Raw genomic sequence first — 13,780 nt, forward strand, 5'->3', positions numbered from 1 at the left:
GGCGGGTGTGGTTTGGTGTCGCAGTGTTGGGTTTGAGGATAGACGAGAACGGCCGCTTGCCAATTTTGCAGAAGGGACGCAGCGCACCAGGCGACGCTGAACACTGTGGGAGCTGGCTTGCCTGCGATAGCATCACCTCGTTCCAACTGGAAGACCGAGTCGCCTGTATCGCAGGCAAGCCAGCTCCCACCTGCCAAGCCCCCCACTCAATCGTTTGCGCGTTCATTGATGTGCGCTTGGTAATAGGGTGGTCAACGCGGTCAATCGCGGCCCATATCAACCAAAGTGAACGCTAAACCACATACGGTTTTATCGGATAAATATTGCACGGCAATTCTTGCATTTGAGTGGGTTTCCAAGTTGAGGCGATAGGAGTCCCATCCACCTGTAGCTCCAATCGGTAACGGTAGTTTCACTGGCCCTTTGGACTCGTGTGGCGTTCCAAGCGTTTTTCGGATGCTGTCTTGGTTCATTGAGAGGGTGAGGGGTACAGGCAGTTCACCGGAATACTTGGGCTCGCCTTGTGCCAGTGAAATCAGGCAAAAAACGATTCGCTCCAATCTCATGGTTTCGGCCCAAAACCAAAGCTCAACGCCTGGCTCTGGTTTATGAATGAAATGGGAGTTTTGACCGTTTTCAAATAATGGTTTTATTGACCCGGCACGAAGTAAACCCTCGGCAACAAAATCATCGTAGGTGCGTCCCAAGCGTTTTACCAAGCGATCAATGTTTACTGCTTCCATCCTAGTACCACCCCTGGTTTTCGTTGACCTTATGCATTTGGGTGCGTGCCATCAGCATCTAACGTCTGCTTTTTCTCCGTGTTTCGCCAACCGTAATTCTCACTAAACTTCTGATGGATGTAAGACGGCATCGCAATGCGGGCAGCATTTTTATTATCCGCACGGGAGGGCTCAAACACAGTCGTGGCACTGGCTTATGCAAAGGGAATGGCGTGCAAATAGCGCAAGAATAATGGTGCTGACAGGCGTAAAGCCAAACAACTGTCCGTTCGGCTAGGCATTGGGGAAAACAGAAACGTCTTACAAGGCTTTGAGGTTGTCCCTAGGACACTCAATCTCTAGTCTCCGTACACCGTTGCACACGCAGCGGTCGGGCGTCGCGGCCCGGCTTGATCAAGCTCCCCTTGCGTTAAGGAGCTTCACAATGAACAAAAACACCCTCAATACCCCCATCCGGCTATTTACCGTGGCCGATGGAATCAGCACTGAAGATCTGTTGGTCAACCTCAGCGAAACACTCGCCTCGGCCAATGCGCTGAGTTGCGACCTGGCCTTTGACCTGGAAGGCCCTAAACGAGAGGAGTTGCTGGGTGTTGCACAGTTGATTGAGCTGGCGCAGTTGCTGGCCGATCGGGTGCACAGTGGGGTCGGGCTGGGGACAGTCGCAAGCCGCTAGCAACACAGTACAAATGTGGGAGGGGGCTTGTTCCCGATAGCAGTGTGTCAGTTGCTGATTTGCTGGCTGCGTTACTGTAATCGGGAGCGAGCCCCCTTCCACATGAGATTGTGGCGTCTAAAGAATGCTGATTGCCTGTAGCACCGCTGACGTTGCTGTGCATTCATGCTGGTTGATTATGCAGCGGGTACTCCGTGGACCTGCATATCGACACCCAGGGCTTTTCTAATCACGGCAAAAATCGCCGCAAGGTTATCCATGCTGGGGTTGCCGCTGGCAGAAAGCATTCGGTGCAGGCTTTTGCTAGGTTTGGCGGTTTGTTTCGCAAGGCCTTCAAAGCCTACTGTGGCGTTGACTAAATCACGCAGGATCACGCGAGATATTTCCGGCTCGCCATTGAGAAATAGCGTAGCGGCCTCGTCGAGAAGCGCTTGGGCGAATGCAGGGTCTCGCTGGGCACGTTCAGCGATGGTGTGTTTGTAGCTACGGGTAAGCGCCATGCTGGTCACCTCTTTTGTTTCAATTTCTTGTCACGCTGATACTCATTAATCAGCGACTTTACGACCTTGATATCGCGCTTTTGACTGGACTTATCACCACCACCGAACAGGATGATTAATCGATGTCCTTCTCGTATCAAATAGATTCGCAAGCCGGGTCCCCAGTCGATACGGTATTCGCCTAGCCCATCGAACCACTTGATGTTGCTGGTGTTGCCTGTTTCAAGTCGAACTAAAGCGGTTGAAACTCGAGTTGCCGCTGGGACACTCAAGGATGAAAACCACTCATCGAACGGACTGGACTCGTTGTCGCGTTGGTATTCTTCGATCTCAATCATTAGCTGTCCTGAAGGTAACAAATAGGTTACTAATCAAGCAAGCGAGCGATCCTGCATCATCGAGTGAAATTTGCCAACGCGCTGAGTGTTTCTTCAGACGACAGGAATTCCCTGTCTACTTGAGCCAGCACCGGCCGCTTCAACACCACCACCGGCACCCCACGCTCACGCGCCACTTCCAGCTTCGGCTCGGTGGCGGTGCTGCCGCTGTTCTTGCTGATCAGCACATCAATCCGCCGTTCTTCGAATAACGCCCGCTCGTCCTCGATGAGGAACGGCCCGCGTGCGCCGATCACTTCACAGCGCTCGTTGCCCGGATACACATCCAGCGCGCGCAAGGTCCAGAACTGGTCGGCGGGGATTTCGTCGAGGTGCTGCAAGGGTTCGCGGCCCAAGGTGAATAGAGGGCGCTTGAAGGGTTTGAGCGCTTCGACCAACTCGGCCCAGTCAGCGACCTCGCGCCAATCATCCTCCGGCTGCGGCTGCCACGCCGGGCGTCGCAATGCCCAGCAAGGCACATCGCTCAATCGCGCCGCCTGGGCCGCGTTTTGGCTGATCTGCGCTGCATACGGATGGGTGGCATCAAGGATCAGGCTGATACGTTCGTCACGAATAAACTGCGCTAAACCCTCAGCGCCTCCGTAACCCCCGACGCGAACCTGGCAGTTCAGGTCGGTTGGCACACGGCCCACGCCGGCCAAACTGTAGATATGCTGCGGCCCCAAGGTGCGGGCGATGGCCAGCGCTTCGGTGACGCCGCCCAGTAAAAGAATCCTTTTCATAGCGGTTTGATCACTTCCAGCAACGTGATCGGCAACGCCTGGCGCCAGGTATCGAACTCGCCCAAGGGCTGGGCCTGGGCTACGTGGATGCGGGTCAGTTCGCCGCCATGTTGGGCGCGCCAGTTCATTAAGGTCATTTCGCTTTGCAGGGTCACGGCATTGGCAACCAGGCGGCCACCGGGGCGCAGGTGTTGCCAGCAGGTATCGAGCACGCCGTCGCGGGTGACGCCGCCGCCGATAAAGATGGCGTCCGGTGTTTCCAGGCCGGTTAACGCCTCCGGCGCCTTGCCGCGAACCAGTTGCAGGCCGGGCACGCCGAGGGCGTCGCGGTTGTGTTCGATCAGGCCCTGGCGGCCGGTGTCGGCTTCAATCGCCAAGGCGCGACAGCTCGGATGGGTGCGCATCCATTCAATACCGATGGAGCCACTGCCCGCGCCCACGTCCCATAACAGTTCGCCCGGCATGGGCGCGAGGCGGGCGAGGGTCATGGCGCGGACATCGCGTTTGGTCAGTTGGCCGTCGTGTTTGAAGGCCGAGTCCGGCAAGCCGGCAAGATGCGACAGACGCGGTGCGTGGGCATCTGCCAGGCAGTCGATGGCGACCAGGTTCAAGTCGGCAACCGCAGCCTGCTCCCACGCTTGCGCATGCCCGTCGATACGCCGTTCAGCCGGGCCGCCCAAGTGTTCAAACACACTGATGCGGCTGGGGCCAAAACCGCGCTCGGTCAACAACGCGGCAATCAAGGCGGGACTGCTGCCGTCATTGCTCAATACCAACAAGCGCACGCCACTGGCCAGGTGTGCGTTGATCGCCGCCAATGGCCGCGCCACCACCGACAATGTCACCACCTCCTGCAACGGCCAGCCCAAGCGTGCCGCCGCCAGGGATACCGACGAGGGCGCGGGCAAAATCGTCAACTCCTCAGGCGCCACTTGCCGGGCCAGGCTGGCGCCGACGCCATAGAACATAGGGTCGCCACTGGCCAGGACGCACACAGGCTCCCCACGCCGCGACAACACCGGCTCCAGGGAAAACGGGCCCGGCCACAGCTGGCGCTCGCCATCAATACACTGCGGCAGCAGGTCCAACTGGCGCTGAGCACCTATAATCCGCGTGGCGCGCAGCAAGGCATGCCGGGCATTCCTGCCCAGGCCTTTGAAGCCGTCTTCACCGATGCCTACAACCGTCAGCCAGGGCGACATATCAATTCCTTGAACGACATCCGACGGGCAGGCTTTTCATGCCGCCGGACAAAGCAGGCATAATACCGCGCCTTTACCCGTCAACCGGTAGCCCCGTGAACCCAACGCCCGCTGTGAATACCTTGCGCCCCTCGGCTTGTCCGGGGTTGCTGCGTATTGTCCAGGCGTTGGACGGCGGCATTTGCCGGGTCAAATTGGCGGGCGGCGCGATCACCGCCGCTCAGGCCCACGCCGTGGCGGAGGCGGCCCAAGCGTACGCGGGCGGGGTGATCGAGGCGACCAACCGCGCCAATCTGCAGATCCGCGGCATCGGCGCCGAGCAGGAGGCGTTGATCGCCCGGCTGCTGGCGACCGGCCTGGGCCCCAGCAACGCGGGCGGTGACGACGTGCGCAACCTGATGCTCAGCCCCAGCGCCGGCATCGACCCGCAGATGCTGTTCGACACCCGCCCGCTGGCCGCGCAGATCCTCGCCACCCTGGAGAACCATCCGCGTTTCCATGAACTGTCGGCCAAGTTTGCGGTGCAACTTGATGGCGGCGAAGACCTGGCGATGCTCGAACATCACCACGACCTGTGGTTGTCGGCCTTCGTACGCCATGGCGAAACCCTTCTCGCGTTCGGCCTGGCCGGTTGTCCGGGCCTGGATGCGCCCGTGGCGGCAGTGCCATTGCATCAGGGCCATGGGTTGGTAGTGGCCGTGCTGGAAGCCTTTCTGGACCTCGCCACCCCAGAGCAAACGCGCATGCGCCATTTGCCTGTGGATAACGTGCTGAGCCATTTGCGTGTGCCGTTGCTGCCAGTCGAGGGCTTCACACGCCCGCCCAGCGACGCCTCGCTGCAGGTGGGCACTTATCCACAAACGCAAAAGAATCAGTTCTACGTCGGCGCCCTCGCGCCCCTGGGCCGCCTGGACCCCACGATGCTCAAGGGCGCCGCACAACTGGCCAGCGACTATGGGGACGGCACCTTGCGCTTCACCCCCTGGCAGGGCGTGCTGGTGCCCAACGTCGAAAAGCCGCACGCCGTGACCGAACGCCTGGCGCAACTGGGCTTTATCTGCTCCCTCGACCACCCCCTGGCGCGCATGATTGCCTGCACCGGTTCCAGCGGCTGCGCAAAAGGCCTGGCCGACACCAAGGCCGACGCCGTGCAACTGGCCGCTCTGCAACCGGGCGTTGAGGTGCATCTGTCCGGCTGCCCGCGCTCCTGCGCTGCCGCGCACACCGCGCCAGCCACGTTGCTGGCGGTGAGCCCCGGCCATTACGACCTCTATTTTCGCGATGCAGCCCAGCCAGGTTTTGGCCGGCTGCACGCGCGCACTCTTTCCATTGAAGCGGCGGGCGCCCTGTTGCGCGCTCGTCCACGGAGCAACACCGATGATTGATTACATCCGCGACGGTCAGGAGATCTATCGCAACTCCTTCGCCATTATTCGCGCGGAAGCCAACCTGGACCGCATCCCGGCTGATTTGGAAAAACTCGCGGTGCGGGTGATTCATGCGTGCGGCATGGTCGAGGCCATCGACGGCCTGCAATTCTCCGAAGGGGCCGGCAAGGCCGGGCGTGACGCGTTGGCCGCTGGCGCGCCGATTCTGTGCGATGCGCGGATGGTGTCCGAAGGCGTGACCCGCGCACGTCTGCCAGCCAATAACCAAGTGATCTGCACCCTGCGCGACGACAGCGTGCCGGAGTTGGCGCGGGAGCTGGGCAACACCCGTTCCGCCGCCGCCCTTGAGCTGTGGCGCCCGCACCTGGAAGGCAGCGTGGTGGTGATTGGCAACGCGCCGACCGCGTTGTTCTACCTGTTGGAAATGCTCGATGCCGGCGCGCCGAAACCGGCGTTGATCCTCGGTTTCCCGGTGGGCTTTGTCGGCGCCGCCGAATCCAAGGCGATGCTCGCCGCTGACAGCCGTGGGGTGCCGTTCGTGATCATGCAAGGCCGCCTGGGCGGCAGCGCCATGGCTGCTGCTGCCGTCAATGCCCTGGCCACGGAGGTCGAATAATGCAGGTGCGCGGACGTTTGATCGGCCTGGGCGTCGGCCCCGGTGACCCCGAACTGATTACCCTCAAAGCCCTGCGCCTGCTGCGTGAATCGCCGGTGGTGGCGTACTTCGTGGCCAAGGGCAAGAAGGGCAACGCCTTCGGCATCATCGAAGACCACTTGGTACCACAACAGACCCTGATGCCGCTGGTGTACCCGGTGACTACCGAAGTGCTGCCGGCGCCGCTGTCCTACGAGCAGGTGATCAGCGACTTCTACGACAACGCCAGCCTCGACGTGGCCGCGCACCTGGACGCAGGCCGTGACGTGGCGGTGATTTGCGAAGGTGACCCGTTCTTCTACGGCTCCTACATGTACCTGCATGACCGCCTGGCCGAGCGCTACGACGCCGAGGTGATTCCAGGCGTGTGCTCGATGCTCGGTGGCGCCTCGGTACTCGGTGCGCCGCTGGTGTATCGCAACCAGAGCTTGTCGGTGCTCTCCGGCGTATTGCCCCATGAGGACCTCAAGCGCCGCCTGGCGGATGCCGATGCCGCCGTGATCATGAAGCTGGGGCGCAACTTCCCGAAGGTGCGCCAGGTGTTGGAAGAGTTGGGTCTGGCCGAGCGGGCGCTGTATGTAGAGCGTGCGACCATGGCCAACCAGAAGATCGTGCCGCTGGACCAGGTGGAGCCGATGTCTTCGCCGTATTTCTCACTGATCATCGTGCCCGGTGAACGGTGGCAAGGTTGATGACCCCGGCGATTGTGATTCTGGGCCAGGGCAGCCTGGCGACTGCGCGCAAGCTCCAGCAGGTTTACCCCGACGCGTTGATCCATGGCCTGGCCTCACGGGTTGAGGGGGCCGACCGCAGCTACAGCGAGTTCGGCGCGACCTTGCGTCAGCTCTATCAACAGGGCACGCCACTGATTGCCCTGTGCGCCGCGGGCATTGTGATCCGCACCCTGGCGCCGTTGCTGCTGGAAAAGGGCGAAGAGCCTGCCGTGCTGGCCGTGGCCGAAGACGGCAGCGCCGTGGTGCCGTTGCTCGGTGGCCTGGGCGGTGTGAATGTGATGGCGCGGGATATCGCCGCGGCGCTGGGCGTATCCGCGGCAATCACCACCAGTGGCGAGCTGCGTTTTGGCACCTGCCTGCTCAACCCGCCGGCGGGCTATCAACTGGCCGACATCGAGTTGGGCAAGCGCTTTGTCTCCGACCTTCTGGCCGGCGAAAGCGTGCGCATCGAAGGCGCGGCGCCATGGCTGGAGGAGGCTAACCTGCCTCAGGACCAACAGGCGCGCCTGGCGATTCATGTGGGCAGTGCCGAGCGCACGCCGGCAGCCAACGAGTTGCTGATTTACCCGCAGAATGTCTACGTCACTTGCCGGCCGGGTGCGCAGTTGGCCGAGCGTGTGCGCACGGCGTTGCAGGAGGCGGGTGTGGCCGTGCAATCCCTGGCCTGCCTGCTGGCCAGCGACCTGCAGATGGCTGACGCGTCCTTGCATGAAGCCGCGTCCGCTCTGGGCGTACCGCTGCGTTTTGCCGCGCTGACACCCGTTGCGGATATCAGCATTACCGTCGCCGAGCAGCCCTTGGACCTGTCACAGGTGGGGCGCCCGCGCGGGCGTCTGGCGGTGATCGGCCTGGGCCCCGGCGCCGCTGAACTGATGGTGCCGGCGGTGAAGGCGGAACTGGCGCGTTGCACCGATGTGCTGGGGTATGAAACCTACGTGCGCATGGCCGGGCCGTTCCGTGACGACCAAGTGCAACACTGCACCGACAACCGTGAAGAAATGCAGCGCGCCCGGCACGCCTTCGAGTTGGCTGCGCAAGGGCGTTCGGTGGTGGTGGTGTCGTCCGGCGACCCTGGTGTATTCGCCATGGCTGCGGCAGTGATCGAAGCGCTGCACGAGTCCAGTGAGCCGGCCTGGCATCAGGTCGACCTGGAAATCCTGCCGGGGGTTTCCGCCTCGCTGGCCACCGCCGCCCAGGCAGGTGCGCCGCTGGGCCATGACTTCTGTGTGATGTCGCTGTCGGATAACCTCAAGCCCTGGTCGATCATCGAAAAACGCCTGGACCTGGCTTCCCAGGCTGACCTGGCCTTGGCGTTCTACAACCCGATCTCCCGCTCGCGGCCTTGGCAACTGGGGCGCGCCCTGGAGATCGTCGCGCTGCATCGCACGCCACAGACGCCGGTGGTGCTGGGCCGTGACATCGGCCGCCCAGGCCAGGCGCTGCGCGTCACCACCTTGGGGCAACTGACCCCCGAGCAGGTGGACATGCGCACCATGGTGCTGATCGGTTCATCCACCACCTGTGTGTTCCCACGCGCCGGTGGCGGCGAGTGGGTGTACACGCCACGTTGGTATGGCGACAAACCCAACTCCTGAAAACAGCCCCGTTGGCTGCCGGAAAGCTCCGAATAACCCAGGGATTCTCCTGGCGTTGTTCGGGGCTTTTTCTTTTTTTATGCGATGAAAACCAGAAGCCTGCCGCCCGCGCCTTGTCATTGCTGGGCGCCGTTTTTGGGCGGGGCAGGCCAAGGGATGTTTGTCGCATGGAAAGCGAGCAGCTCCCTGGACTAGGGTGGAGACAAGCCCCATGTGGGGTGCTTGTGGAGAACAGAAAATGGAGCGACGTCACAGAAGGATCAACAGCAAAAAAAGGCGCAAGTTGATTGCCGCCTACAAATTGCCGGGTGCACCTGCACGGCAGGCCGCTGGCGCGTTGGATCGCGAGGATGATTGCAATGCGGCCGTGGTCAACAACGGTGTGATTTCGTTTGCCGAAGGGTTATCGGCGTTGAACCGGGAATACGTGCGCAAAAGCTATTTGCTAGCCAGCAGTTATGTGAGCGATGTGCTGAACGTCCAGCGTGGTAGCGAGGGGTGGTACGAGGAGTTTATCAAGGTCATGGTCAGCCTGGGTTGGCTGCCGCTGCGCAGTCGCTTTGAGCGGGTCTCGCGTGCGGGCAAGGGCCTTACCGTGCAACTGGCGGCGCTGAATATCATCGCCTCGATGCTGACGTCGACGGCGCTGTCCGGGCCGTTGCTCAGCGCATTGCCAAAGCTGGCCGCCGATGCGCTGGACGCATTGAAGCGCCAGCCAGCGTCTTTCGAGCTATTCAAGCGCAATTGCGCGGTGCGCGAGGGCGGCGATTTCGGCCTGGCCTCCTGCGCTGAAACAGACGGCGAATTGATCATGGTGCTGGTGACCTACAGCTCCCATGGTGTGGATAAACAGGTGGGCCTGCCGTTCCTGGAGTGGGACAGTTCTTCGTTCGAGGCCTTCAGCGGGCAGACTTGCCTGGTGCTCAATACCTCGATGGTCAACGAGAAAACCATCCAGCTGATGCGCGAAAGCGCCGGTGACAAAGTCGAAATGGCGATCGCCAAATACCGGATCTAGGGCACCAGGTAGCCGCGTACCCCGGTAAAAATGATTTGCGCGGCCAGGGCGCAGACGAACAGGCCCATCAAGCGGCTGACAATCTGCAAGCCCTGGTCGCCGAGAATGCGTTCGATACGGTTGGACAGGTACAGCACCACGCCCACCGTCAGGCTGGCCAGGGCAATACTGAGGATGGCGGTGAGTTTGTCATCCCAGTGCGGTTGGCTGACGCCCATCACCAGCAAGGCGCCGATGGTGCCGGGGCCGACGGTGAGGGGGATGGTCAGCGGCACGATGGTCACGTCCTGCTGCACGTTGTCGGTCTGCACCGCCGACTTGCCCTGGGCCATGCCCAGGGCGGAGATAAACAACACGCTGCCGGCGCCGATGCGGAACGCGTCGACGGTAATGCCGAACACACTGAAAATCACCCGGCCAAACAGGTAGAGCAGCACGCTCGATACCAGAGTGGCCAGTGCGACTTTCCACGCCAGGCGCCGACGCTCCTTGCTGGAATAGCCACGGGTCAGGCTGATAAAGCAGGACAGCACAAAGAACGGGCTGTAGAGCACCAGCATCTTCAGGTAAACGCTGAATAACACATGGAGCATGGGGGGCGGCTCGCGGGCGGGGGAAGTGTGGAGGAGTCTATCCGACAGAGATCAAATGTGGGAGCTGGCTTGCCTGCGATAGCGGTGGGTCAGTTAACACATCAGTGACTGATACATCTCTATCGCAGCATAGGTATCTCCACAACTTCGGCGCGACGCTGACCCTGTGGCGAGGGAGCTTGCTCCCGTGATGGCCTGACAGCCGACGCTGATCTAGCTGACGTACCGCGATCCAAATGTGGGAGCTGGCTTGCCTGCGAAGACGGCCTGACAGCCGACCGGAATGTTGGATTTGACCGCGTACATATCCGTTATTTAGGTAACGGCCGCGTAGGGTTCCGCCCTGACGGCGGCTCACTTTTGAAAAGCGCAAAAGTAAGCAAAACGCTCTTGCCCCACCACTCGGCACCTCGCTTAGGCTCGGTGTGCCCGTAATCCGCCAGTGATTTGGGGGGCCGCCGCCACGCGCCATCCATGGCGCGGGGCGGCTAAACCGGCATCCCTGCCGGTTTACCCCCCAAATCCCTGTCGAATTCCGGCCAGCGTGGTTTAACGGGGCGCCTAAGATCAAGATCAAAAGCAGATCAAGATCAAGGGCGGCTCGCTTCGCATCGTGGTTACCGTTGAGCGCTACAGAGTTGTGTAGATACCTATGGCTATCGCAGGCAAGAGGGGATGGTATTTCAGGTCAGGACGGGGCGTGTGCAGGGCGCTGTTGGCGCTGCGCCACCCAGTAGTCCACCAGCTCGCGCAACTGCGACAGTTCCACCGGCTTGGCCATATGCCCGTCCATGCCCGCCTGGCGTGCGCGCTCTTTGTGTTCCGACAGGATATGCGCGGTCAGCGCCACCACCGGCGTGCGCACGCGTTGGTGGCTGACTTCCCACGCCCGCAGTTGCTGCGTGGCAGAGAAACCATCGAGGATCGGCATCTCGCAGTCCATCAATACCAGGTCATAGCGCTGGGCTTTCATCGCTTGCAGCGCTTCTTCGCCGTTGCTGGCGGTGTCCGGGTTGAGGTTGAGCTTGCCGAGCATGCCGCGAATCACTTTGGTGGAGATGTTGTTGTCTTCGGCCACCAGGATGCGGAAATCGCTGGGCACGGTGATGGCGGCCGGTGCGCTGGGGGCCGGGCGGGCGACGAGGGCGCCTTTGCTGCGCTGGGTCAGTTCATCGGCCAGGGTGGTCTTGAGGGTATAGCCCGCCACCGGTTTGGCGAGGATGCGCTTGATCCCGCAGTTGCGCGCAATGATCTTGCTCGGCGCGTTACTGATGCCGGTGAGCATGATCAGCAGGATGTCGTGGTTCAGGCTCGGGTCTTCCTTGATCTTCGCCGCCAGTTGCATGCCGGTCATGCCGGGCATGTTCTGGTCCAGCAGTACCACATCGAAGTAATCACGCAGGTGCGCCTTGGTACGCAGCAGCGCCAGGGCCTCCTTGCCCGAAGGCGCGGCGCTGACGTTCAGACCCCAGGCCGTGCATTGCTGCACCAGCACTTTGCGGCAGGTGTCGTTGTCGTCCACCACCAGCACGCGGGCGTCCTTGAGCGGGCCGTCGAGGTCGCTGGTCGGGTGCTCCAGGCGTTCCGGGTCCAGCGGCAGGGTCAACCACAGGGTGCTGCCCTGGTGACTGCCGCTCTTGACGCCGAACTCGCCGTTCATCAACAGGATCAGCTGGCGGGCGATGACCAGGCCCAGGTGGCCACTCAAGCGCGTCGCCGACAGGAAGTTCTTGCTGTGCAGTTCGCTGTGCAGCAGGGCGTCGCGTTCGGCGGCTTCCATGGGTACGCCGCTGTCTTGCACGGCAATGCGCAGGCGCGGCTTGGTGCTGCGCTCATCCAGGGCGACAACGATCAGCACTTCGCCTTCATCGGTTTTGTGCAGGGCGTTTTCCAGAAGGCTCAGCAGCGCCTGGCGCAGCCGCGTCGGGTCACCGCTGATCACCCGTGGCACCTGGGGCTGGATGAAGCTGATCAGCTCGACATTCTGTTGCTCGGCCTTGGCGCGGAAGATACTCAGGCAGTCGTCGATCAATGCATTGAGATCGAACTGCACATCATCGAGTTCGATCTGGCCGGATTCGAGCTTGGAAATGTCGAGAATCTCGTTGATCAGGGTGAGCAACTCGTTACCGGCGCTGTGGATGGTCTGCACATAGTCGCGTTGCTTCACCGACAACGGCGTGCCCAGCAACAACTCGGTCATGCCCAGCACACCGTTCATGGGCGTGCGAATTTCGTGGCTGATCTTCGCCAGGAACTCGGCCTTGGCGGCGATTTCGGCGTTGCTGGCCGCCAGGTCGCGGCTGAGGCTGAAGCGGGTTTCGACAATGGCGCGCTGGCGCTCGCCGAGGGCCAGGCTCATCAGCAGGCCACTGAGGCAGATAAAGCTCAGCAGGGTGACGATCAGGCCCTGTGGCGCTACCAGGGTGAGGCCGAGCAGTGCAGGCAGGATGATCAGCGTGCCGATGTTGAACACCACCATGGCCGCCACGAACAGGCGCGCCGGGCGGTAACCTTTTTGCCAGTGATAGGCCGAGACAAACAGCATGCTCAGGCCTGCCAGCGCGACCAGGGCATAGGTGATGATATTCAGCGGCAAGGTATTGACGAACAACAACAGCAGGCCGCACAGGATGATCAGCAGGATGTCAGCCATCAATACTTTGTTCAGCGGATGCGGGCCCAGGGGCATGAAGAAGCGGTAGGCAAACATCAGCCCGCAGGGCGCGGTCAGCAGCAGGGCCAGGTAGGCGCCAGGGGTCTGGATCGCGTGCCAGTTCGGCAGCCACGGCCCCACCAGGTTGAGCAGCAGCGCCAGGCTGAGCATCAACAGGAACTCGCACGCGGCCAGCCACAGGCTGCTGCGCGAGCGGTGGTAGGCGAAGCGCGTGAGGTTGTGCAGGATCAGCATCGACAGCACGCCGAACAGCAGGCCGTAGATCAGCGTCTGGTTCTGGTTGGCAGCGGCCAGCACTGCAGGTTCCAGGGTGATGTAAGGGCGCAGTTCGTGTTCCGAGACCAACCGCAGGTACACCTCCAGAGGCTGTTGGCTCTGGGGCATCGGTAACATGAAGTCACTGCTGGGCAGCGGGCGCTCAGCCTGGGGTTGGCGAGTGCCGGTGGTTTGTTGTTCCACCAGGGTGTCGCCGTCCAGCACGTACAGGCTCAGGCTGGACAGGTCCGGGGCGAACACCCGCAGCACTTGTTCGTGCTTGCCGGGCTGCAACCTGAAACGCACCCACAACGCACCGTCCGGCTGCGCGGCAGTGATGCGGTCCAGTTCGATGGGGCTGAATTGATTGGTGTAGCGGGCGGAACGGATGTCGCTCAGTTGCAGGTCGGCCTGTTCATCAAGCAATACCGCCCAGCCACTGCCTTGCGCGGCGGCCTGGGCCGGTAGCAAGCAGAGCAAAGTCAGCAGACTGATTGTGAAACCTATGGCGATCCTGAGCCAGCGCACGGCGAAATCCCTTCGGTAGTTGGATGCACGGGTTAACTATGCGCGGGGCGACAGGGTACGGCAAGGGCCAAAGGCCCTTACCTAACCGAACGGATA

General features: G+C 61.6%; 13 protein-coding genes. 6 read left to right on the plus strand and 7 right to left on the minus strand.

Annotated elements, in window-relative coordinates; genetic code table 11:
- Positions 1–260: 260 nt before the first annotated feature.
- Complete coding sequence (locus tag DK871_RS10125; protein ID WP_161904909.1) at positions 261–743, minus strand: DUF6392 family protein; 483 nt, start codon at positions 741–743, stop codon at positions 261–263.
- Positions 744–1,167: 424 nt separating this feature from the next.
- Here DK871_RS10125 and DK871_RS10130 point away from each other — a divergent pair, with 424 nt between their 5' ends.
- Positions 1,168–1,419 (plus strand): DUF6124 family protein, encoded by a 252-nt coding sequence (locus tag DK871_RS10130; protein WP_161904910.1) that lies wholly within the window; start codon positions 1,168–1,170, stop codon positions 1,417–1,419.
- Between the two features lie 176 nt (positions 1,420–1,595).
- Here DK871_RS10130 and DK871_RS10135 read toward each other — a convergent pair whose 3' ends face one another.
- Genes DK871_RS10135 through cbiE form a run of 4 tightly spaced genes read right to left on the minus strand, consistent with a single transcriptional unit; the run spans position 1,596 to position 4,241 of the window.
- The gene (locus DK871_RS10135; protein ID WP_014716718.1) at positions 1,596–1,919 is read right to left on the minus strand and encodes a DNA-binding protein; all 324 of its coding nucleotides are present in this window, start codon (positions 1,917–1,919) and stop codon (positions 1,596–1,598) included.
- Between the two features lie 5 nt (positions 1,920–1,924).
- Complete coding sequence (locus DK871_RS10140; protein ID WP_161904911.1) at positions 1,925–2,257, minus strand: type II toxin-antitoxin system RelE/ParE family toxin; 333 nt, start codon at positions 2,255–2,257, stop codon at positions 1,925–1,927.
- A 56-nt stretch (positions 2,258–2,313) separates the two neighbouring features.
- Positions 2,314–3,039 carry a cobalt-precorrin-6A reductase gene (locus DK871_RS10145; protein WP_161904912.1) on the minus strand — a complete coding sequence of 242 codons (726 nt, stop codon included), beginning with the start codon at positions 3,037–3,039 and terminating at the stop codon, positions 2,314–2,316.
- Positions 3,036–4,241 (minus strand): precorrin-6y C5,15-methyltransferase (decarboxylating) subunit CbiE, encoded by a 1,206-nt coding sequence (gene cbiE / locus DK871_RS10150; protein ID WP_161904913.1) that lies wholly within the window; start codon positions 4,239–4,241, stop codon positions 3,036–3,038. Before cbiE ends, DK871_RS10145 begins: the two co-directional genes overlap by 4 nt.
- A gap of 38 nt (positions 4,242–4,279) precedes the next feature.
- Between cbiE and cobG the strand changes: the two genes are divergently transcribed.
- The 5 genes from cobG to DK871_RS10175 all read left to right on the plus strand — a co-directional run bounded on the left by cobG (position 4,280) and on the right by DK871_RS10175 (position 9,631).
- A complete protein-coding gene (gene cobG / locus DK871_RS10155) occupies positions 4,280–5,626 on the plus strand; it encodes a precorrin-3B synthase (protein WP_161904914.1) in 1,347 nt (448 codons plus the stop codon).
- Complete coding sequence (locus DK871_RS10160) at positions 5,619–6,245, plus strand: precorrin-8X methylmutase (protein ID WP_073524968.1); 627 nt, start codon at positions 5,619–5,621, stop codon at positions 6,243–6,245. The genes cobG and DK871_RS10160 overlap by 8 nt, the downstream gene beginning before the upstream one ends.
- The gene (locus tag DK871_RS10165) at positions 6,245–6,976 is read left to right on the plus strand and encodes a precorrin-2 C(20)-methyltransferase (RefSeq protein WP_032893769.1); all 732 of its coding nucleotides are present in this window, start codon (positions 6,245–6,247) and stop codon (positions 6,974–6,976) included. The genes DK871_RS10160 and DK871_RS10165 overlap by 1 nt, the downstream gene beginning before the upstream one ends.
- Positions 6,976–8,613: a precorrin-3B C(17)-methyltransferase gene (gene cobJ / locus DK871_RS10170; protein WP_161904915.1), complete on the plus strand. Its 1,638-nt coding sequence runs from the start codon at positions 6,976–6,978 to the stop codon at positions 8,611–8,613. The genes DK871_RS10165 and cobJ overlap by 1 nt, the downstream gene beginning before the upstream one ends.
- A gap of 238 nt (positions 8,614–8,851) precedes the next feature.
- Positions 8,852–9,631, plus strand: coding sequence for a hypothetical protein (locus DK871_RS10175; RefSeq protein ID WP_161904916.1), 780 nt, complete (start codon positions 8,852–8,854; stop codon positions 9,629–9,631).
- On the opposite strand, the gene DK871_RS10180 is transcribed toward DK871_RS10175, so the two are convergent.
- Positions 9,628–10,224: a MarC family protein gene (locus DK871_RS10180; RefSeq protein WP_003171467.1), complete on the minus strand. Its 597-nt coding sequence runs from the start codon at positions 10,222–10,224 to the stop codon at positions 9,628–9,630. The two genes, DK871_RS10175 and DK871_RS10180, sit on opposite strands and share 4 nt — an antisense overlap.
- A 688-nt stretch (positions 10,225–10,912) precedes the next feature.
- The gene (locus DK871_RS10185) at positions 10,913–13,684 is read right to left on the minus strand and encodes a hybrid sensor histidine kinase/response regulator (RefSeq protein ID WP_161904917.1); all 2,772 of its coding nucleotides are present in this window, start codon (positions 13,682–13,684) and stop codon (positions 10,913–10,915) included.
- Positions 13,685–13,780 lie beyond the last annotated feature (96 nt).

Source organism: Pseudomonas sp. L13, assembly GCF_009935965.1.
Lineage (GTDB): Bacteria > Pseudomonadota > Gammaproteobacteria > Pseudomonadales > Pseudomonadaceae > Aquipseudomonas > Aquipseudomonas lactis.

Coding starts and splice junctions, on each gene's coding strand:
- DK871_RS10125 (WP_161904909.1), bottom strand. CDS start 743: ATGGAAGCAGTAAACATTGATCGCTTGGTAAAACGCTTGGGACGCACC.
- DK871_RS10130 (WP_161904910.1), top strand. CDS start 1,168: ATGAACAAAAACACCCTCAATACCCCCATCCGGCTATTTACCGTGGCC.
- DK871_RS10135 (WP_014716718.1), bottom strand. CDS start 1,919: ATGGCGCTTACCCGTAGCTACAAACACACCATCGCTGAACGTGCCCAG.
- DK871_RS10140 (WP_161904911.1), bottom strand. CDS start 2,257: ATGATTGAGATCGAAGAATACCAACGCGACAACGAGTCCAGTCCGTTC.
- DK871_RS10145 (WP_161904912.1), bottom strand. CDS start 3,039: ATGAAAAGGATTCTTTTACTGGGCGGCGTCACCGAAGCGCTGGCCATC.
- cbiE (WP_161904913.1), bottom strand. CDS start 4,241: ATGTCGCCCTGGCTGACGGTTGTAGGCATCGGTGAAGACGGCTTCAAA.
- cobG (WP_161904914.1), top strand. CDS start 4,280: ATGCCGCCGGACAAAGCAGGCATAATACCGCGCCTTTACCCGTCAACC.
- DK871_RS10160 (WP_073524968.1), top strand. CDS start 5,619: ATGATTGATTACATCCGCGACGGTCAGGAGATCTATCGCAACTCCTTC.
- DK871_RS10165 (WP_032893769.1), top strand. CDS start 6,245: ATGCAGGTGCGCGGACGTTTGATCGGCCTGGGCGTCGGCCCCGGTGAC.
- cobJ (WP_161904915.1), top strand. CDS start 6,976: ATGACCCCGGCGATTGTGATTCTGGGCCAGGGCAGCCTGGCGACTGCG.
- DK871_RS10175 (WP_161904916.1), top strand. CDS start 8,852: ATGGAGCGACGTCACAGAAGGATCAACAGCAAAAAAAGGCGCAAGTTG.
- DK871_RS10180 (WP_003171467.1), bottom strand. CDS start 10,224: ATGCTCCATGTGTTATTCAGCGTTTACCTGAAGATGCTGGTGCTCTAC.